This is a genomic window from Lachnoclostridium sp. Marseille-P6806 (assembly GCF_900625025.1).
Taxonomy (GTDB): Bacteria; Bacillota; Clostridia; order Lachnospirales; family Lachnospiraceae; genus CAG-791.
The window spans coordinates 1-20,217 of the sequence record NZ_LR130586.1; the positions used below are offsets into that span (position 1 = coordinate 1).

At 58.6% G+C, this 20,217-nt stretch carries 18 protein-coding genes; 4 read left to right on the forward strand and 14 right to left on the reverse strand.

Going from position 1 to position 20,217, the window contains the following annotated elements; all coding sequences use genetic code 11:
• From E0E20_RS11980 to E0E20_RS12000, 5 genes are all read right to left on the reverse strand, one after another.
• A partial coding sequence (locus tag E0E20_RS11980) for a LacI family DNA-binding transcriptional regulator (RefSeq protein ID WP_130838429.1) occupies nucleotides 1-1,023 on the reverse strand: 1,023 nt, incomplete at its 3' end.
• 58 nt (nucleotides 1,024-1,081) lie between these two features.
• Nucleotides 1,082-1,651: a DUF6553 family protein gene (locus E0E20_RS11985; RefSeq protein WP_130838430.1), complete on the reverse strand. Its 570-nt coding sequence runs from the start codon at nucleotides 1,649-1,651 to the stop codon at nucleotides 1,082-1,084.
• A 190-nt stretch (nucleotides 1,652-1,841) separates the two neighbouring features.
• The gene (locus E0E20_RS11990; RefSeq protein WP_130838431.1) at nucleotides 1,842-2,489 is read right to left on the reverse strand and encodes a potassium channel family protein; all 648 of its coding nucleotides are present in this window, start codon (nucleotides 2,487-2,489) and stop codon (nucleotides 1,842-1,844) included.
• 103 nt (nucleotides 2,490-2,592) lie between these two features.
• Nucleotides 2,593-3,924, reverse strand: coding sequence for a TrkH family potassium uptake protein (locus E0E20_RS11995; RefSeq protein ID WP_130838432.1), 1,332 nt, complete (start codon nucleotides 3,922-3,924; stop codon nucleotides 2,593-2,595).
• A 174-nt stretch (nucleotides 3,925-4,098) separates the two neighbouring features.
• On the reverse strand, nucleotides 4,099-5,742 hold the full coding sequence (locus E0E20_RS12000; protein ID WP_130838433.1) for a VanW family protein: 1,644 nt from the start codon (nucleotides 5,740-5,742) through the stop codon (nucleotides 4,099-4,101).
• Between the two features lie 342 nt (nucleotides 5,743-6,084).
• On the opposite strand from E0E20_RS12000, the gene E0E20_RS12005 reads away from it, so the two are divergent.
• Nucleotides 6,085-6,591, forward strand: a complete 507-nt coding sequence (locus E0E20_RS12005; RefSeq protein WP_130838434.1) for a GreA/GreB family elongation factor — start codon at nucleotides 6,085-6,087, stop codon at nucleotides 6,589-6,591.
• A gap of 156 nt (nucleotides 6,592-6,747) precedes the next feature.
• Here E0E20_RS12005 and E0E20_RS12010 read toward each other — a convergent pair whose 3' ends face one another.
• The 7 genes from E0E20_RS12010 to E0E20_RS12040 form a co-directional block, all read right to left on the reverse strand.
• Nucleotides 6,748-8,634 carry a peptide ABC transporter substrate-binding protein gene (locus tag E0E20_RS12010; protein WP_130838435.1) on the reverse strand — a complete coding sequence of 629 codons (1,887 nt, stop codon included), beginning with the start codon at nucleotides 8,632-8,634 and terminating at the stop codon, nucleotides 6,748-6,750.
• A gap of 116 nt (nucleotides 8,635-8,750) precedes the next feature.
• Nucleotides 8,751-9,776, reverse strand: coding sequence for an ABC transporter ATP-binding protein (locus tag E0E20_RS12015; protein ID WP_130838436.1), 1,026 nt, complete (start codon nucleotides 9,774-9,776; stop codon nucleotides 8,751-8,753).
• Nucleotides 9,773-10,783, reverse strand: a complete 1,011-nt coding sequence (locus E0E20_RS12020; protein WP_130838437.1) for an ABC transporter ATP-binding protein — start codon at nucleotides 10,781-10,783, stop codon at nucleotides 9,773-9,775. Before E0E20_RS12020 ends, E0E20_RS12015 begins: the two co-directional genes overlap by 4 nt.
• Nucleotides 10,784-10,873: 90 nt before the next feature.
• Nucleotides 10,874-11,938 carry an ABC transporter permease gene (locus tag E0E20_RS12025; protein ID WP_130838438.1) on the reverse strand — a complete coding sequence of 355 codons (1,065 nt, stop codon included), beginning with the start codon at nucleotides 11,936-11,938 and terminating at the stop codon, nucleotides 10,874-10,876.
• A gap of 44 nt (nucleotides 11,939-11,982) precedes the next feature.
• Nucleotides 11,983-12,909, reverse strand: a complete 927-nt coding sequence (locus E0E20_RS12030) for an ABC transporter permease (RefSeq protein WP_130838439.1) — start codon at nucleotides 12,907-12,909, stop codon at nucleotides 11,983-11,985.
• Between the two features lie 285 nt (nucleotides 12,910-13,194).
• Nucleotides 13,195-14,274 carry an alpha/beta hydrolase gene (locus E0E20_RS12035; protein ID WP_130838440.1) on the reverse strand — a complete coding sequence of 360 codons (1,080 nt, stop codon included), beginning with the start codon at nucleotides 14,272-14,274 and terminating at the stop codon, nucleotides 13,195-13,197.
• A gap of 72 nt (nucleotides 14,275-14,346) precedes the next feature.
• Entirely contained in the window at nucleotides 14,347-15,090 is a 744-nt protein-coding gene (locus E0E20_RS12040; protein WP_130838441.1) for a hypothetical protein, read from the reverse strand.
• A 174-nt stretch (nucleotides 15,091-15,264) separates the two neighbouring features.
• Between E0E20_RS12040 and trmB the strand changes: the two genes are divergently transcribed.
• The 3 genes from trmB to E0E20_RS12055 all read left to right on the forward strand — a co-directional run bounded on the left by trmB (nucleotide 15,265) and on the right by E0E20_RS12055 (nucleotide 17,961).
• Nucleotides 15,265-15,918 carry a tRNA (guanosine(46)-N7)-methyltransferase TrmB gene (trmB, locus tag E0E20_RS12045; protein ID WP_130838442.1) on the forward strand — a complete coding sequence of 218 codons (654 nt, stop codon included), beginning with the start codon at nucleotides 15,265-15,267 and terminating at the stop codon, nucleotides 15,916-15,918.
• 131 nt (nucleotides 15,919-16,049) lie between these two features.
• On the forward strand, nucleotides 16,050-16,367 hold the full coding sequence (gene trxA / locus E0E20_RS12050; RefSeq protein WP_130838443.1) for a thioredoxin: 318 nt from the start codon (nucleotides 16,050-16,052) through the stop codon (nucleotides 16,365-16,367).
• A gap of 1 nt (nucleotide 16,368) precedes the next feature.
• Complete coding sequence (locus E0E20_RS12055; protein WP_130838444.1) at nucleotides 16,369-17,961, forward strand: D-alanyl-D-alanine carboxypeptidase family protein; 1,593 nt, start codon at nucleotides 16,369-16,371, stop codon at nucleotides 17,959-17,961.
• On the opposite strand, the gene E0E20_RS12060 is transcribed toward E0E20_RS12055, so the two are convergent.
• Both E0E20_RS12060 and E0E20_RS12065 read right to left on the reverse strand, forming a co-directional pair.
• The gene (locus E0E20_RS12060) at nucleotides 17,928-18,890 is read right to left on the reverse strand and encodes a 3'-5' exonuclease (protein WP_130838445.1); all 963 of its coding nucleotides are present in this window, start codon (nucleotides 18,888-18,890) and stop codon (nucleotides 17,928-17,930) included. The two genes, E0E20_RS12055 and E0E20_RS12060, sit on opposite strands and share 34 nt — an antisense overlap.
• A 19-nt stretch (nucleotides 18,891-18,909) precedes the next feature.
• Complete coding sequence (locus E0E20_RS12065) at nucleotides 18,910-20,127, reverse strand: cation:proton antiporter (RefSeq protein ID WP_130838446.1); 1,218 nt, start codon at nucleotides 20,125-20,127, stop codon at nucleotides 18,910-18,912.
• Between the last annotated feature and the right edge of the window lie 90 nt (nucleotides 20,128-20,217).

Consider the following 20,217-nt stretch of genomic DNA (forward strand, 5'->3'; position numbering starts at 1 on the left):
CGACCGCTGCTGCGCTTCCTCCCGCAGATCCCGGACGGACTCCCCCTCCTTCAGCGTAACGAACAGCTCGGTTTTCTGCGGCGCGTAGAGCCTGTCCCCCTCCGCGCGGCGCAGCAGCATATCCACCGCCACCTCGACCATCTCGTTCATCGGCTGCAGCAGGAGCGTCAGCTCCGGCCTGGTAAGACCGGACAGAAACAAGTCGTCCATCCCGATAAGCGACACGTCCTCCGGATATTTCAGATGGAGCTCGTTCAGCGCGATCACAGAGCCCAGATCGACCTCGTAATTGCCGAGGAACACCGCCGTCGGCGGCTCGGGAAGCGCCATGAGCTCTTTCATTTTCTGATAGCCTGCGTCCACCGAGAACTTGTCCGTCGTCTTGCAGTATTCCTCCCTGGCCGGAATGCCCGCCGCGCGCATCGCGGCGTGAAAGCCCTCGAGACGCTTTTCCCCCGTGTATTCCTGATTGGAGCAGATGCAGGCGATCCTTCGATGCCCCTTTTCTATGAGATAGCGCGCCGCCGTCTCCGCCGCCTCCCGATTGTCGATCGTCACGCAGTCAAACTGCCCTCCGTACACCAGACGGTCGAGCAGAACAAAGGGGATCCCCGCCGAAATCGCGGGCTTCAGGAAATCGCTGTACTGCGAAATCGCGACAATCAGGATCCCGTCGACCTGCTTCTCCACGAGAAAACGGATGTTTCGGCGCTCCTGCTCCGCGTCCCCCGAGGAGTCGCAGATCATAAGACCATAGCCCTTGCGGCGCAGAATTTCCCCGGCATAATGGATCAGCGTGCACTCAAACAGACTGCTCACATTGTGGCAGACGAAGCCGATGGTCATCGTGCGGTTCTTCACCAGTCCGCGCGCCAGCGCGTTCGGATGATAGTCGAGCTTCTTTACCGCCGCCTCGATCTTTGTCCTGTTTTCCGCCAGCACATGCCCGCCGTTCAGATATTTGGAGATCGTCGCAAGACTGAGTCCTGTCTCCTCCCGTATGTCCTTGATTGTAGACGCCATAATTTTTCCCCGCGATCTGCATCTGTCTGCGCCGTCCGTCCGGCGTTCTGCCGGAAGCCTATGCGCGCTCCGAAGACGACTTTCTCCACGCCGCCTGCGCCGCCTCGCGGAACAGGGCAAACTCCGTCTCCATGCTGAGCCTCTTCGGGATCGTCTCGGTCTGCCGGACGATCTCCTCCGCGATCTTGTCGCCGCGCCGCCTGTCGCTGATGGTTCCAAAGCCCCACAGCAGAGAGTTGTAGACCCGGTCGCGGCCGCAAAGCTCGATATAAAGCCGCGTCATGTTGTAGAGCTCGCCGGAAATCACGCTCCGCCCCGGCTCGCTCTCTGCCCTGTCCATCTGCCAGCACGCGAGCACCTCCGCCGCATCCCGGCGCATGGCCCGCACGCCCCAGAAACGGCTCCGCAGAGAGCCAAGAAGCATCCAGCCGCGGATAAAATAATCCACCTCGGCCCCGTTCTTTACGTCGTAGCGCCGTTCCATGACGTTCCGGCGGAGAACATTCTCCTCCGTCTCCCCCTCAAGCGCCGTAATCCGCGCAAGAAGCTCCCTTCTCCCGCTCCGATCCGTCACATCGTAAAACTGCTGCACGAGAGACTTCCGCTCCATTTCCTGTTCTTCGTTCATCCTGCGTTCTCCATGCCGAAACTCGGGTGAAATATGCGCGTAACGTTTTGTTCTCCTTTATTCTAGCTTTGCCGTTTCCGGAATGTCAAGCCACAGGACGGGAAAAGCGGAGAGGGATCCGACGCGCGAAAAAGAAAGCAAAAAGGAAAGACGGGAATATGCGCACGGGCCGGACGGCCCGGCGCGCTCGTCAGATATGAAAACAGCGCTGAATATCCGCCCCTTTTCCCAGCACCAGCAGCGTTTCGTGTCCGGTAAACATTGTCACGTTGGAAATCTGCATATTGAGCCTGCCGTCCGTCTTGGCCGCCATGATATTGATTTTGTAGCGGTTCCGGATGTCCAGCTCCCCGACCGTCCGCCCGCTCCAGTCCTTTGGGACCTCGATCTCCATGATGGCATAGCCGTCGCCCATGGAAAAATAATCGAACAGGTGGTCCGAGCTGTACCGAGTGGCGGTCCACTCCGCCATCTGCTTCTCCGGGTACACGATCTCGTCCGCCCCGTTCCGCAGAAGGAATTTTGCATGTACATCGCGGGACGCTCTGGCCACCACCCGCCTTGCCCCGAGCTCCTTAAGGAGCGAGGTCGTCTCCAGCGAGCTCTGAAAATCGTCCCCGATCGTCACAATACAGAGGTCATAGTTGCCCACGCCCAGCGAATCCAGAAAGTCCTGCCGCGTGCTGTCCCCGATCAGGGCGCTCGTCACATACGGCAGCGCCGCTTCCACGCGCCCCTCCTGCCGGTCGACCGCCATGACCTCATGTCCCAGCTCCTGCAGACGGATGGCGGTGTGACGCCCGAATCTTCCCAGTCCGATCAGCAATATTGATTTCATGCGTTTCTCCTCCTACATAATTTTGCGGCGTCCGCAGGAAAAATTTCGCACGGGCGGATTCTCCCCTGCGGTCAAAATCGATGGCACGGCAGGTACCGTCCCCTCATCCCACCGCAATATCCTCGCGCGGCAGCGTGACGCAGTCCGAGCGATACGATACCGCCGCAAACATGATGGTCAGTCCCCCGACTCTTCCGAAGAACATGAGCAGCATCAGAATCACCTTTGATACGAGCGAAAACCCGGGCGTAAGCCCCAGCGTCAATCCCACGGTGCCGATGGCGGAGGCCGTCTCGAACAGGCAGGGCAGCAGCGGCAGACCCTCGACCCGGCTGATGACCATGCCTGCCGACAGAAAGAGCAGCAGATACATCAGAAGAAGCGCCGCCGCCTTGCGGATCACCTCCGCCTCGACCCGCCGCCGGAACATCTCGGCATTCTGCCTGTGCCGGAACACCGCGACCGCCGAAGCAAGCAGCACGGCGGCGGTCGTCGTCTTCATTCCGCCCGCCGTGGATCCCGGCGCGCCGCCGATCAGCATCAGAAAGATAATCACCATCTTGCCCGTCTCGCTGAGCGCCGTCTCATCCACGGTATTAAAGCCCGCCGTCCGCGGCGTGACCGCCTGAAAAAGCGAAGCGAGAAGCCGCTCCCCAAAGGGCTCTCCCCGGAACTCAAAAAAATAAAAATACAGCGCCGGGAGAAAAATAAGGAACAGCGTCATCGACAGGATCACCTTGGTCTGCAGCTGATATCTGCCGACATTCTGCCGGTGACGGCCGATATCCTCCCACGTGCGGAAGCCCAGCCCGCCGACAATGATGAGAAGCATCACCGTGAGGTTGACCGGAACGCTCGCGGCATAGGCCGTGAGAGAGGAAAAGGGCTCCGGCTCCCCGCACAGGTCAAAGCCCGCATTGCAGAACGCGGAGACGGAATGGAAGACGGCAAAGCCGATGCCCCGGACCGCGCCGTAGTGCCGGCAGAACGTCGGCGCAAGGAAGAGCGCGCCGAGCGTCTCGGCGGCCAGTGTGAATTTCAGAATAAACGAGGTCAGACGGACGATTCCGCCGATCTTCTCCGCGGAAATCGCCTCTTTCATCAGCGTCCTCTGGGAGAGGGAAATCTTTCTTCCGGAAAAGAGCGAGATCAGAATCGCAATGGTCACGACACCCATGCCGCCCGCCTGAATGAGCAGGAGAATCACCGTTCTGCCGAACACCGTCCAGCCCCACCATGTGTCGCGGACAATCAGTCCCGTCACGCAGACCGCCGAGGTCGAGGTGAAAAGCGCATCCTCAAAGGAAGCCGCGCAGCCGTCCCGCGACGCAAACGGCAGACACAGAAGCAGGGCTCCGATGAGAATCACGCCTGCGAACGAAAAAATAATGACCTGAAAGGTCGATAAACGTATTTTTGTACGCAGTCGATTCATGCCGTCACTCTGCCGTCCTCTCTGTTCCTCTGGTCCATTCTACCAAAAAAACGCACCGGAGGGACCCTGTTTCTTCAGCCCCCCGGTGCGGGAAGAAAATGCTGCTGTTTCCGTCCGTGCCTGCCTTGCCCGCGTATCCGCCCGCGGCGGGCGATCCATCGCCTCTCCTGCCGCCTACTGCGGTGTCTGCGACGCCACAGTAGCCGCGGCGGCGGCCTGCGCCTGCGCCATGGCGGTCGCTTCATCCGCGCCGGAGGCCAGCGCGGCCGCATAGGCCTCCTGTGCCGCCTGCTGCGCCGCCGCAGTGACGGCATCCGGCGCCGGAGTGCTCGGGCTTCCGCCCGCAATCAGCGTCTTGACGGTCTCGATATCATTGGCCGCAATCGCCGCGGACAGCTCCTCGGACACGCTCCCCGCGGTTCCTACCGTGTAGGAAACGGGGGCCGCATTGTAATAGCTCGAGTTGAATACCTCATGGCTCAGCTCTTTTCCGTCCTGCTTCACCGTCTTCCACAGGCGCGCCCGATAGCCGGTATGCGCCGCCGAGGTGCTGATATAACCGATCGGCCGCGTGCTGTCCGTGTATATCTTCACGCCCTCCGGCACGATCGTCTCGAGCGTTTCGCTCTCGAACGAGACGCTCCGCCCTGCGTCGCGCGTCTCCACGCCCCATACCTTGAACGTGATGCTCTTTCCCTCGGTGTAGCTCTCGATATAGACCGGATACTCCGAGGTATTCGTGAATTTAAGGTCCATTCCGCTCGATTCCGCGATGGCCGCGTCCATGGAGGGCTCGACATAGCTGACGATCAGGGAATGGTTGTAGCGCTCGTCCACCCGGAGCTCCGCCCGGATCACGGCATTGTAGAGCGTCGTCGAAACCTGACAGATTCCGCCCCCGAAGCTCTCGACCACCTGCGACCCCAGATAAGAGCCCGCAAGATAATAGCCGTTCTCCTCCGTAAAGGGCGTGATCGCATCGAGAACGGAAAGCTGCTCGCCGGGGTACAGCGTCCTGCCGTTCAGCTTGGCGCTCGCATTAGCGATATTGTCACAGCGGTTCTTGCCTGAATTCGGGTATTTTGTGGTGTAGCTCCCCAGCACATCCTTGATTCTGGACAGCGTCTCGGCATCCCCCTGCGGCTTGTCGACCGTGATCGGGAGAGGAATAACCAGCGCCGTGCCATCCCAGCCGCCGGTCAGCGCATCGTAAATCGCCGCCGCGGAGGCCTCCTTATCGACGACATAGCCCTCCGTTCCGCCCACAACCGTAAATACGCCGTTTTCGTGCTTCAGGGAGGCGTTCTCGGCCTCCCTGTTCAGCGCCGCGCACTGATTGGCAAGCACATCGGCGATCTTTGTCCTGTCAAGCCGGAGGCCGGACTTCAGATCCGCGCCATTCCGTTCCAGCTCTTTCTGCTCTTTGTAGCGGCGGATAATGTTGCTGCCTCGCCCGTAGCTTCCGGCCTCGTCGATGACCGCCGGGTTGTCCCAGCTGAGGCCGAACGCATCGGCCGTGAGCGCAACGGTCTGATCCGGCTCTTTCCCCTGCAGCGTGACCGGCGTCTGCCGTATCTCTTCAACCCACGCCGCATACTTCTGATAGGCCTCCGTCTCGCTGAGGCCGGACAGATCGACGCCGCCGATGGAGATCCCGTTTCGTATCACACGGTCCGGATAGACCAGATCGCTCTCCGACGCACGCACCCGCGCGCCGCCTGCAGCAAAAAGCAGCAGGAGAGCCGCAAGATACACAAGCGTCCGCACCGCCCCTGCCGTCGATTGACGCAATATTCTCTTCTGTAATTTTCCGTTCATAAAATACCATGTGCCGAAGCACCTGCTCAAACATCCGATGCCTATACCGCCGCGAGCAGCGTGACCACCATTGCCGCAATCAGAAGCACCGCGATCACTCCCGCAATCACCCGCCGGGTGCCTGTTTTCATATGAAACATAGATATCTCCATTGCCGAAGCACTTATGCGAGGCATGCGCCGGCGTCACCCTGCGGTGCCGCGCAGTCTCGAACAGACGTTCCTCAAGTCTGATTTGCTATTATAATCCTCTTTCCCGCACATTGCAAGAAATCTCCGTTTGTTACGATTTTTATACAAATCTGCGCTATAATATACAGAGCTTTGCAGAAAGGAAATCATCATGCGGAACAAGCTGACACGAAATGATATCGAGGAAATGCAGAAGGAGATCGACCACCGCCGTCTTGTGATACGGCAGCAGGCTCTCGAGGAGGTAAAGGAGACCCGCGCGCAGGGCGATCTGTCCGAAAACTTTGAATATCACGCCGCCAAGCGCTTCAAAAACAAAAATGAGAGCCGGATCCGCTTCCTTGAGCGGATGATCCGGACCGCTGAGATCGTCGAGGAATCGTCCTCCGGAGATGAGGCCGGGATCAACAAGCGGGTGACCATTTATATTCCGGAGGACGACACCGAGGAGAGCTACTGCCTCGTCTCGACCATCCGCGGAGACTCGCTGAAAAATCTCATCAGCATCGAATCGCCGCTCGGCAGGGCGCTGCTCGGCCGGAAAGCCGGCGACACCGTCACGGTCCGCGTGAGCGACGCTTACCGCTATACCGCCGTGATCCGCCGGATCGAGGATGCCGGAGACGACGCGGAGAAAGCCGCCCTGCGAAGCTTCTGACCCCGCTTCTGATCACGTCTCCGATCATATTTCTGAAATTGTTCCTGAGAACATAAAAAACCGCCCGCCTGCCCTCTCTTAAAGAGAGCCGCAGACGAACGGTTTTATTTTTAGTGTATAAGCTCCTGTGCAGCGTCAGGGCAGCTGCCATGCTTATCAGAAGTGAGAATAGGTAAAATACTTGAAGCCCAGAGGACTCGTAAAGAAGCCCTTGAGGTTCGGATCGACCATAAAGAGATCTGTATAATAGTACAGAGGGCAGATCGTGCCGGTGCTCATCAGCAGATCCTCCGCTCTGTGCATCAGCTCGTAGCGGGTTTCCTTGTCCGTGCAGGTCTTGATGTCCGTGATGAGGACATCGTAGGTCTCGGCCCAGGTGCCGTCCGTGACCTTGAGGTCATAACCGAGATCGGTCAGATCAAGGCTGTACGCCTTGAGATCCTTATGCGCGCCCTTGCCGAGCTGCACATCGTTGTTGCCCGATACCGTCACCCACATGTCGAGGAACGAGATCGGATCGTTGTAATCGCCAAGCCACCCGTTGCGGGCAAGCGTGAAATCGCCGGCCTTACGCGTTGCGATAAAGGTGTTCCATTCCTGATTCTCAAGGTTCATGGTGATGCCGATGCCGGCCAGCGCGCTCTGCAGATACTCGCCGATCGCCTTGTGCCCCTCGGAGGTGTTATAGAGGTAAATCAGGCTCGGGACATTGGTGAACTGCTGCTTCGCCTCGTCGAACTCATAATACTTCTTCAGCGTCTCGATCGCCTCGTTGTAATTGCTCTCCAGCGCATCGGCGGAAACATCGTAATAGCCATTGTATGCATCGGAGGGGCCGGCGTTCTGATAGAACTCGGAGCCATCCGCATCCGTAAGTCCCATCGCGACAAAGGAGGACGCGGGAACCTGTCCGGCCTGCGTGATGTTCGTAACGATGTAATTGCGGTCAAAGAGAAGCGAAATGGCTCTGCGGATCTCCTCGCGGGCTCTCTCCGCCTCGACACCGGTCAGGCTGCTGCCCTTCGGCAGAATCTCCTGATTGACATTCCAGCAGGCATAGTAGGTTCCAAGCTGTCCCGTCACCTTGAATTCCTCGGGATATTGCTCCTTGAGAGCGGCAATCTCGTTGGTCGGAACGTCGTCGATCATCTGCCAGTCGCCGTTCTGGAAATTGGTCAGCATGTTGTTCGAATTGTCGGAGAGGTAGAAGTTGATCTCAGGCATGGTCACTTCCGCCGCATCCACATACTGGTCGTTCTTCTTGAGCGTGATGACGCTGTTGTGCTCCCATCCGCTCATCACATAGGCGCCGTTTCCGACATAGGTGGACGGGTCGGTCGCCCAGGCCTCGTTCGAGACGACATCCTCGCGGACCGGCAGATACGCGGGAAACGCGAGAAGCTCGTTCCAGTAGGGAATCGCGTTGTTCAGGGTGACGACAAGGGTCTTGTCGTCCGGTGCCTCGACGGCGAGCTTCGCGTCGGGATTCACATAATTTTCGTCCGCATCCGTCTCCCAGATATCGGCATAGCCCTTTACGGCCTCAAACATATAACCGTAGTCCGCCGCCAGCGCCGTGGAGGCCGCGCGGTTCCACGCGAAAACAAAGTCGCCCGCGGTGAGCGGCTTGCCGTCCGACCACTTGAGGCCGTCGCGCAGCGTATAGGTGTAGGTCACCGTGCCGTCGTCGTTGACGACGCCCTCCGGAAGCTCCTCCGCGCAGGTCGGAACCAGCTCCATCGAGCCGTCCTCCGCCTGTCTCCACGATGCCAGACCGGAGAAAAGATGCAGGCAGAGCGTGCCGCCGTCGACGGTGGTATTGAGCGCCGGATCGAGCGAGGCGGGCTCAGAGGCCAGACAGACATTGAGCGAATCCGCAGAAGCAGTCGTTTCCGCGGCCGCTTCCGTACTGCTCTCCGCCGCTTCGGTCTCCGTCCCGGAGGCCGCGGTATCTGCGGAGGCCGTGCCGGCCGCAGAGTCGCCGCAGGCAGCAAGACTGAGCATCATCGCTGCGGAAAGTCCGAGTGCAATGAACTTTTTCATAATTGACTCCTCTTTTCTTTGAAAACAAAGATCAATGAAGCGATATCAAAACATATCCGGCGCGGCGCGTCTGCCTGTGGCGCTCCGGCAGGATATGAAATGAACCTTTCGGAAGATCAGCCGTTGATTTCCTCCGCCCGGTGGCAGGCGACGAAACGGCCTTTTTCCAGCTCGCGGAACTCCGGCATAAGCTCGGTGCACCGCGCGTTCGCATAGGGGCAGCGCGTGTGGAAGGGGCAGCCGCCGGGTGCGTTTAAGGGACTCGGGATCTCGCCGGTCAGCGTGATCCTCTGATTCGCCCGCGCCGCTTTCGGATCCGGAACCGGAACCGCCGACATCAGCGCCTTGGAATAGGGGTGCAGCGGCCGGCTGTAAATCTCTCCGGAATCCGCCAGCTCCACCATCTTGCCGAGGTACATGACCGCGATGCGGTCACTGATATGGCGGACGACCAGAAGGTCATGGGCGATGAAGAGGTAAGTCAGGCCCAGCTTGTCCTGCAGCTCGTCAAACATATTGATGACCTGCGCCTGTATGGAAACATCCAGCGCCGAGACCGGCTCATCGCAGACGATGAAATCCGGGCTGACCGCCAGCGCCCGCGCGATGCCGACGCGCTGCCGCTGTCCTCCGGAAAACTCATGGGCGTAACGGGCTGCATGCTCGGAATTGAGCCCGACATGTTCCATCAGCTCAAGGATGCGCTCCCGGCGCTCTTTCGGATTCCGGTATATATGATGGACATCGAGCGGCTCGCCGATGATATCCTCGACCGTCATGCGGGGATCCAGCGACGAATAAGGGTCCTGAAAGACCATGGTCGCATGGGTGCGAAACTCCTGCACATCCTCCCGCGTCCGGATCGTCTTTCCCCTATAAATGATCTCTCCCGCCGTGGGCTGGTAGAGGTGCAGGATCGTGCGCCCCGCCGTGGTCTTGCCGCAGCCGGACTCACCGACAAGACCGAGCGTCTCGCCCGCGCGGATATCAAAGGAAATATCGTCGACCGCCTTAAGCGGACGGCTCTGAAAGAAGCCGGTGTTGATATTGAAATACTGTTTGAGGGAGCGCACCCGGATCAGCGGCTGCTCCTTTGCGGACGGCTCTGTCGGAACCGGCGCCGTGATGGTATCCTGTGTCATGACTGCTCACCGCCTTTCTGCTCCACGCCCGCGCGCAGCATCTCCTCACGGAGATTCTGCCAGCATGCCGCTGCATGATGCTCGTTGATCTCCATGCGCTCACAGCGGCTCCGGATGCAGATTTTCATCGCCGCATCACAGCGTGGCGCAAAGGGGCAGCCTTTCGGCATATTCAAAAGGTCGATAGGCGTCCCGCTGATCGGCTCGAGCTTCTGGTCCGTGTTGGACGCTGTGGGGATTGAGCGGAGCAGGCCCTTGGTATATTCGTGCTTCGGATTGTAGAAAATCTCATCCGCCGTGCCCTGCTCGCAGATGGCCCCGGCATACATGACGATCACCTCGTCGCAGAGCTGGGCGACGACGCCGAGGTCATGCGTGATCATGATGATGGCCATGCCGATCTTCTTCTGAATGTCTTTCATCAGCTCAAGGATACCGGCCTGTATCGTGACATCGAGCGCCGTGGTCGGCTCGTCCGCAATCAGAATATCAGGCTCGCAGGCCAGCGCCATGGCAATCATGACACGCTGCCGCATACCTCCGGAAAATTCATAGGGGTACTGCTTCATCCGCTTCTCCGGTTCATTGACGTTGACAAGCCGGAGCATTTCGACCGCCCGCTCATGGGCCTGCTCCCGATTGCGGTCCGTATGGAGGAGAATCGCCTCCATGAGCTGTCGGCCGATGGTATAGGTGGGGTTGAGAGAGGTCATCGGATCCTGAAAGATAATGGAGATCCGGTTGCCGCGCACGGTCTTCATGACCTTTTCGCCGGCCCCCACCAGCTCCTGTCCGTCAAAGCGGACCGAGCCGCCGACAATCCGTCCCGTGGACGCCAGAATCTGCATGATGGAGTAGGCCGTGACCGATTTTCCGGAGCCGGACTCGCCTACAATGCCAAGCACCCTGCCGCGCTCCAGGTCAAACGAAACCCCGTTTACCGCTCGCACCTCGCCCTCATCCGTAAAAAAAGAGGTCGACAGATTTCTCACTTCTAATAATGCCATGGTCGTTCATTTCCTCCCGCTGCCAAGCTCCGCCTCCCTTCCGGCTGGTTCCCCGGCGTCTGCGTTCTGTCTTTATCGCGGCGCGTCCCGTCACGCATTCAGCTTCGGGTCGAAAGCGTCCCGCAGTCCGTCGCCGAAAAGATTCAGCGATAACACAATAAGCGAGATCACAATCGCCGGGATCACGAGACGATAGGGATAGGAGCTCAGGCCGTTCAGCGCATCCGACGCCAACGACCCCAGAGACGGCATGGGCGCGTTTACGCCGAGGCCGAGAAAGGACAGGTAGCTCTCCGTAAAGATCGCGCTCGGAATCTGGAGCGCCGTACTGATCACGATGACGGAAACACAGTTCGGAATGAGATGCCTGCGGATGACCCAGCTCCCCTTTGCGCCGCTTGCCTGTGCCGCGAGGACATATTCCTGCTCGCGAAGAGAGAGAATCTGGCCGCGCACAAGCCGTGCCATGGATACCCAGTAGAGCAATGCGAAAATAATGAACAGCGAAATGATGTTGGAGCCGATCTTTGCAAGCGGCGTCCCCTCCAGCTTCTGCGAGAGCGTAACCTTCATGACCGACGCCAGCAAAATGACCATCAGCATGTCCGGCAGAGAATAGATGATATCGACAATGCGCATGATCACGATATCGACGGCGCCGCCCGCATAGCCGGAAACAGAGCCGACGACAAGGCCGATGAGAAGAACGATGATGGAGGCGAAAAAACCGACCGCCAGGGAAATGCGCGTACCGTAGATCACCCGGATAAAGTAGTCGCGGCCGTTTGCATCCGTTCCGAAAAGATGCGGCATGACTCTTGCCCCGTTCTCCATCGCGTTCAGCTCCGTTCTGGCATACTCAAAGGGCCGGAGGTTATTGAACGAGGGGTCCATCGGCTTGCCCGGCACCATGCCCAGCATGGCCTCGTATTTGTAAGGCCAGAACATGGGAACAAAAATCGCCGCCAGCGTGATGATCACGATGACCCAGAAACTGATCATCGCGACACGGTTCCTGCGCAGCCGCTTTACTCCGTCCTTGAATGCGGTCGTGGAGGGCCGCATTCTGACCATGTATTCTTTTTCTTCGTCCGCCGCAGGCATAAAATCACTGAGATCAACCTGCATGCTCAGGCGTTTGCGTTTATTGTCCATTTCCTGTCTGCCTTTCCGCTGCTTACTGATAGCCTTTTCCCCGTTCATTCCAGATGGATGCGGGGATCCACGATCTTATACATAATATCGCTCACAAGGTTCATGACAACGATCAGCGTCGCGAGAACGATCGTCGTCCCCATGATCAGCGTATAATCACGGTTCGTTATGCTGTTCACAAAGGAACGGCCGAGCCCCGGCACGGCGAAGATCTGTTCCACGACGAGAGAACCGGTGACAATATAGGCGAGCTGCGGTCCGAGATAGGTGATGACGGGAATGAGAGCGTTTTTCAGCGCATGACCGAAAATGATCCGCATGCCCGATACGCCCTTGGCCCTTGCGGTGCGGATGTAATCCTGTCCGAGCACATCCAGCATGGAGGAGCGCGTCAGACGGGTGATATACGCCATCGGATAGAGCATCAGCGTGACGATCGGCAGCACCAGTCCTGCGCGGGTGGAGCCGTTCGCCGGAAAGATATGCGTTTTTACGGCAAAGGTGACAAGAAGAAGCGAGCCCATGATAAAGGAGGGCATAGATACGAACGCCGTGGTGATCACCATGATGATGCGGTCCGTCACCGTATTGCGCCGGAGCGCCGCAACGGAGCCCAGAACCACGCCAAAGAGAGTAGCAAGCCCTGCTGAAATCACTCCCAGCTTTGCAGAGGTCCGCAGCCCGTCGCCGATGATGTCGATCACCATGCGACCACGCTGCTTCAGGGAAGGGCCGAAGCGGAACTGGATCACGTCCGTCAGATAGGTCCAGTACTGTACGCCCAGCGGTTTATCGAGGCCGTACTTGGCCTCCATCGCTTTCTGCACCGCCGGAGAGACCGCTTTCTCCCCGACAAACGGACCGCCCGGTACCGCGTGCATGACGAAAAAGGTCAGCGTAATCACCACCCAGATGGTAAAAAGCGCAAGTACAATTCGTTTCAGAATATATTTGAGCGTTTTCGGATTCATGAATAAAAAGCCCCTATCCCTGCCGGCTTCCGACACGCTGCGGCATCTCCGGGTGCAGCGCAGTCCGTCTATAACGGACATTTGTCAACGTCAAGCAGTAAACGGTATTTTACACACTTTTCTCAAGGCTTACAAGTTTGAAACGCCTGTTTTTGCATAAAATTTCAAACATTCATCAATTAGTACAACAAAAAAGGCTGTCTTTCAGCAAAAAGTCCTCCCGGATCTCTGCCGCTGCAGCCAGCCCTTTTCCTGCCCCGGTTCTCCGGACTTACAGCACCGTCTTTACATCACCGTCTCCAGAAAGCTCTGCGCAAGCTCGGGCCAGCACTGCACCTCTCCATTCGGTTCTCCGGCCGGGAAAGCGCCCGCCGTATGTTCCCGCACATAGTTCCACGCCCGCAGCTCCTTTTCATCCCGGGCGCTGTCGGTAATTCTGCCGCCCTGCCATCCGTCAAGAAGCTCATAGAGCTGCTCAAGGCAGTAGGGTTCTCCGAAGCGACCGTCTGCCCATTCCTGCGTGGCGAGAGACAGCCCGTGCTTTCCACTCGAAAACAGATGGAGAGCGAACGGCACGCCCTGCGCCCGGAGCGCGGACGCAAAGCGGAGACTATTGTCCGCCGGAACCAGATCATCCGTAGCCGTGAGCCAGACAAATACCGGCGGCATCTCCTTTGTCACGTGCTTTTCGAGGGAATAGAAGTCGAGCTCTCGCGCGTAGCGGGACGCGGCAGGGGCCTTTACGGCCGCAGAAGAATCTCCCCCGGCCTCGGCCGGGGACGCGTCCTCTGTCGGCGCCGGGCCGAGCAGCGCGTCGACCGATCCCTGATGCGCGATCGCGGGATCGGTGGAAATCACGGGGTACGAAAGGATCACCGCATCCGGCCGGTTGGATATCCCCTGAAAGACGGGATCCGGATCCCGGATCTCCGAGGGGTGCACGGCGAGGCACCCGCAAAGATGCCCTCCCGCGCTGAAGCCCGTGATCACAAGCCTTGCGGGGTCAATGCGGAACGCCTCCGCCCGCGCTCTCACAAAGCGGATGGCGCGGGACAGGTCCTGCTCGGCCCTGTCGTGGAGCGGCTCATTCCGCAGAAAATTGGTCGTATAGGTAAAGACAAAGCAGTTCCAGCCCTTTTCATAAAAGCGGAGCGCGACGAGCTCCCCCTCGGAGGGCGAGACCAGCTCGTAGCCGCCTCCGGGCACCACGATCATGCACGGGCGGGGCTCCGCGCCCTCGCTCTCCGGGTGCAGGTAACAGACCAGATTGGGACGGAAACGATCTGCCATGCGAAAGGCGTATTCCCCTTCTTTCCAGATTTCATAACGCTTGCTGATATAGCTTTTTTCTATGGTATTTCCCATGATATATTCCCCTGTCCGGATATCCGTATGCAGATATCCCTATTAAAGATGTCCTCTGCCGCAGCATCCGCGTCACAGCGCCCGCTCGTCGAGAGGAGCAAGGCTCTTTCCCGCGGGATCAAAAACATAAAAGCGCTCCGCAGGCTCAGTTCCTGTCTCCTCCCGGATGCGGAGCTTCATATATATACTGACGACCCGCCCCGTTTCATCGAGCGCAAAGCCCTGCATCTCCGTCGCCTCAACCTCTCCGTCTCCGCCCGCTTCGAGATAGGCGGTATGGACGGCGATGCTCAGTTCATCCCCGCCGAGCCCCGCCATAGCGAGCGCCTCCCGGCAGAGGATCGCCTCGTCATTCACCCGGTCGTAGGCCAGCGTCATGAGCTCCTCCTCCGGGGCGCGCGCCGGTTCGCCGTCGCCTGCAAACGAGAGCCGGCATATTGTCGTGACCTCGAGATAACGGCTGTTCTCCCTCGGATAGGAGCGGATCTCAATGCACGTACCCTCGCTCTCCCCCGCCTTGCGAAGTGCGTCCGTAAAGAGCTTTGTCTCTCCGTTCAGACGGTTCAGAGCCGCCGAGTCCCCGCAGGAATCCGACACAAAGCGCGGAATCTGCACCGTTTCTCCCCCGGTCTGAGGGTTCTCCTGTGCGGTTTCCCCGCTCCCGTCCGTTTCCCCTCCGGTGAGCTCGATCCGCACGTTTCCGGGCCCGGAGCAAGCGCCGCACCCCCCAAGCCCCGTGACGGCTCCCACACTGAGGCAGAGGACGAGAAGCAGCGCCGCGATTCCCGTTTTCTTCTCTCTTTTCATGATCCCCATAGCTGTTCCGATGCGCTCCGTATGCAGTGTCCGCTGTCAAAACTGCGTCTATTATACCATCGCATACCGGTCCGCGGCAGTTTTATGCTACAATCGTTTTTATGGCGGCCCCCGGCGTTCCCGGGGGCCCGGATACTCTGCGTCATATATTACCGCGTATCACGGAGGATTCCCATGCGACTGCGCAATATTCCCGGTGCAAAAGAGCATCTGGCCGCGAGCCCCTGTGTCATCGGCAATCCGGAAGAATGGAAAGGAAAGTGGAGCGAGCGCTTCGGCAGCCCGAACCCGGTCCGCCTCGAAATCGGAACCGGCAAAGGGCGTTTTCTCCTGCAGCTTGCGCAGGAAAATCCCGACGTCAATTACATCGGCATCGAAAAATACAGCAGCGTGCTTCTGCGCGCCGTACAGAAGCAGGAGGAGGCGGAGCTCCCGAATATCCTGTTCCTGCGCTACGAGGCGGAGCTTCTGGGAAATGTGTTCGCCCCCGGTGAGATCGACCGCATCTATCTGAATTTTTCCGACCCGTGGCCCAAAAAATCGCAGGCGGGCAGACGCCTCCCCTGCAAGGAATTTCTGCGTCTCTACGACCGTTTTCTCCGTCCGGGCGGAGTCATTGAATTCAAGACAGACAACCGCGGTCTCTTTGATTTCGCCCTCGGGGAGATCGGACCCGGCGGCTTTCAGCTTGAGGCCCTCAGCTTCGATCTGCACCATGACAAGGTCTTAGGCAAAGGAAATATTATGACGGAATACGAGGAGCGCTTCTCCGCCAAGGGAAACCCTATCTGCAAATATATTATTTCAAGGAAAGTCCGGGAGAGCTGATCCCGTCGTTTTTTAGACTTTCTTTACACCCCGTGAAAATCCGATATGCTATACTGACGTTGAGACCGCTCCCCGGATTTCCCGGTGCGCAGCGGCTCACCTGCTTTCAGGAGATCAAGGAGGATTTCAGCATGCGTTTTGATTCTGCCAATTTTGAACACGAGGTCTTACAGAGTGAGCTCCCGGTTCTTGTCGATTTTTACGCCGACTGGTGCGGGCCCTGCAAGATGATGGCGCCGGTCGTCGAGCAGCTCGCCGGAGAATACGAAGGGAAGATTCTCGTCGGCCAGCTCAACGTGGACGACAACCCGGATATTGCCGAGAAATACAGCGTCATGTCCATTCCGACCTTTCTGATTTTCCGCGGCGGAAAGGTGGTGGATACCGCCGTCGGCGCGATCCCGAGATCCACTCTGGAGGAAAAGATCCGCGGTGTGATCGGAGCGTGACATGAGGCGCCCGCTTTTTTCTGCGCCCGCGCGCCTTCCCATCCTGACGCCCGTTTTCGTCCTGTTTTCCGTTCTCTTTCTCGTCCTCCTGCCGGCGCTCCTCTTTCCGCAGCGGGTATCCGCTGCCGCCGTGCAGGAGGGGGAGGTCATTCTTTCTGCCTCCGGCGCGCGGGATTACGCCACCGAGGCCGAGGCGCGGAAAGCGCTGCCCATCCGGAGCAATGCCGCCGAGGGATGGCCGCAGGGCCCGGAAATATCCGCAGAGGGGGCCTGTCTTCTCGATGCGGATACCGGCGTCGTGCTGTATGACAAGAACATGGACGAGCCGCTCTATCCGGCCAGCACCACGAAGCTCCTCACCTGCCTCATCGCTGCGGAGGAGCTCTCTCTCTCCGACACCGTAATGATCACGGCGAGCTGTCTTGCCTCCGTCCCCCCGGGTTCCTCCTGCATCGGCATGGACGCCGGGGAGAGGATCACGGTCGAAGAGGCTCTGTACGGCATTCTTGTCGGCTCGGCCAACGAGGTCTCCAACGCGGTGGCGGAAAAGGTCGCCGGCAGCACGGAGGCCTTTGTCCGCCGGATGAATGAACGGGCAAAGGAGCTCGGCTGCCTCCATACGCATTTCGTCACAACTAATGGTCTCCATGACGAAAATCACTACACGACGGCCTATGATCTCGCAAAAATTGCGCAGGCCTTTTTTGAAAACGACGTCTGCGCCCGGATCGGAAACACCCCCCGCTATCACTTCGAGGCGACGGCGGAGCAGCCCGACGATTTCTGGCTGAACAACAAGCACGAGCTCATCACCGGAGCCCTCCCCTACACGGGGATTCTCGGCGGCAAAACCGGCTATACGGACGCCGCCCGGCAGACGCTTGTGACGGCCTGCGAACAGAACGGCATGACGCTGATCGCCGTCGTCATGAAATGCGAATCTCCTTCTCAGTTCACTGAGACAGCCGCCCTGTTCGACTACGGCTTCCACAATTTCAGCCATGTGAATATTGCGGACAGCGAGACGCTGTTCCGAACCCCGGAGCCCGCCTTTCTCTCCAGCGGATCGTCGCCTCTGGGAAACGCCTCCCCGCTCTTTCGCCTGTCCCCGGACCGCGTCGCCGTACTGCCGGTGCGCAGCAGCGCTTCCGATCTCACCGCAGAGATCTCTTATGCGGAAGCACAGAACGGCCGCGTCTGCGGGGTGGTTTCCTGCTATTTTCACTCCGTCTTTGTCGGCTCCGCGGAGCTGCTTCTGCTCGAGCCGGATGAGAGCGCAGGCGAGTATCTCTCCTTTCCGGAGGCTCCCTCCGCGGAGGAGCTTTCCCTGTTCCAGCGCGGCCGGGCGGCAGCGCGCCGCCTGCTTCTTCATTTCGTTCACCGGAGCAGCGCCGGGACGGTCTACATCGACGGCCGCTCGCTGGTTTTTGCCTTTTCGGGCCTCTCCGCGCTCCTCTTTCTTCTGATTCTCCTGATTTCCTACATCCGCTCGTACACGAGGCCCGGGCGCATCCGCAGGCGGCGGTGGAAGAGAAATGAAAATGCCGACAGCATCGGCGGCTACCGTCGGTTCCGCCGCACCGATTCTTTCTGAGAGCCGGTCTTTTCGGCTCTCTCCGCGCGGCTTTTCAATGCCTGCATTTCTTCCCTTTCGATAAAACGGTTCGTCCTGACGACATAGACCCCGCCGTCCTCCGCCCTGCGAATCCTCACCTTCGTTTTCATCAGCCCGTGCTCAGGGCACTCCGAAACATTGTAATAATGTCTGCCGTTCGGCGTAAACCACGATACCGGGTGCTTCCGGAGCGGCCGTCCGCAGAGCAGACAGCGCGTCTCCATGACCGCCTCATCCGCAAGCGCGACGCTCCGCTCCGGAAAGCTGCGCGAAATATATTTTGTATAGCCCGCAAAGCGGACGTGTACCTCGCTCTCCCGGTCCTCCGGCAGGGTGAAATAGTCATAGGAATAATTGACAAGAACCGATTCCGAAAGGCGCCGGAAAATCTGCGCCGTGTACCGCGCATCATCCAACGCCCGGTGAAACGGCGCCTCCATGGGGAGCGCGAAACCTTCCACCGCCGTTTCCAGAGCGCAGCGGTTTTTCGGCTGCCCCTGCGCCAGCGCATAGAGCTTCTGGACATCAAAAAAAGGGAGCGGCCCGTCGGAAAGCGATCCCATTCCATGGTATTTCATATTTCTCTGCAGCTCCGTGAGGTCGGAGGGGCCCCATGTGCAGAAGCAGGGCGTATCTCCGCACCAGCCCAGAAAGTCCCGCATGACGGCGGGAAAGTCCGCCTCCCCGGAAAGTTCTTCCATCCGGAGATGGAGGAGCTTTCCGGTAATATAGTGCATGGTATGGTAGCGGCTCGGCCGGACGAGCTTTGAAAATTCTCCCAAAACTTTCCGGTTTCCGTCAAGCTTTACCGCGCCGAGCTCGATGATCTCAAAGGGCATGACCGGATCCTGCCTGTCCCGGTGCGCATCCCCCTGATTCCACTCCAGATCCAGAACAATATAATTCATAGACACATAACCGCTGTATTTACCGGCGTGCAGGCTTCACCGGCTTTTTCATGTCGAGATAATCCGCCTCGCCGTGCTTTGAATACAGAATTTTGAGAAGAATCGGCGTCACAATGGAGCTCGTGATGATAAGAAGAATCACGGAGGTGAAGTAGGCCGGGGACACCATGCCGACCTGCAGTCCTTTCTGCGCCACGATCAGGGCAACCTCGCCGCGGGTCATCATGCCCACGCCGATTTTCAGGCTGTCCTCGCCCGTAAATCCGAGGAGCTTTGCAATTCCGCCGCAGCCGATGATCTTGCCCACCATCGCGACAAGCACAAAGGCGACGGAGAACCAGAGAATGCCCAGATTGATTTCACTGAGATCCGTCTGCAGCCCGATGGAGGCAAAGAACACCGGGCCGAAGAGCATATAGGAATTGATATCCATTTTCCGGGCGATATACTCCGAATCGTCGATGGAGCAGAGAATGATGCCCGCGACATAGGCGCCGGTGATATCCGCGACACCGAAATACTCCTCCGCAATATAGGCGAGCGCAAAGCAGAGCGCCAGTCCGGCAATCGGAATCCGTCTCGTGTGGCGGTATCTCTCATCCAGCTTTCGGAAGATCAGATAGATCACATAGCCCACGCCGAGCGCGAATACGAAGAAGAACGCCGTCTGCAGAGCAACCTTGCCGAGATTCTGCGTGGGGTCTTTCATTCCCACCACAAAGGTGAGAACCAGAATGCCGATGACATCGTCGATGATCGCCGCACTGACAATCGTTGTACCGACAAAGCCCTGAATTTTTCCGAGCTCGCGCAGCGCCTGCACGGTGATGCTCACCGAGGTCGCCGTCATGATCGTGCCGATGAAGAGCCCCTCGTAAAACTCATTTGTCCCGTAGGGCGCGAAGCCGTAGAAGCACATATAAAGAAGCGTTCCGAGAACAAGCGGAGCAAACACGCCTCCGCAGGCGATCAGCGTCGCCTTGAGCCCGGTCTTTTTGAGCTGCTTGAGATTGGTCTCCAGACCGGCGTTGAACATCAGAATAATCACGCCGATCTCCGCGAGTCCCGAAATCACATCCCCGTCCTGCACCCAGTTGAACACACTCGGTCCGATGAGAAGCCCCGCGATAATCTCGCCCGCAACCTGCGGAGCCCGGAGCTTCCTCGCAAGCAGGCCAAACACCTTGGCAAACACGATGATGATCGCCAGCGATTTCAGTAATTCCAATGTACTCATTTTTCCCGCCTCTCTCTCACAGATCCCGTATTTTTGATCTTCCCACCATGCAGCAACGTCTCATAAAGAAAGAACCGGATCGATATTCCG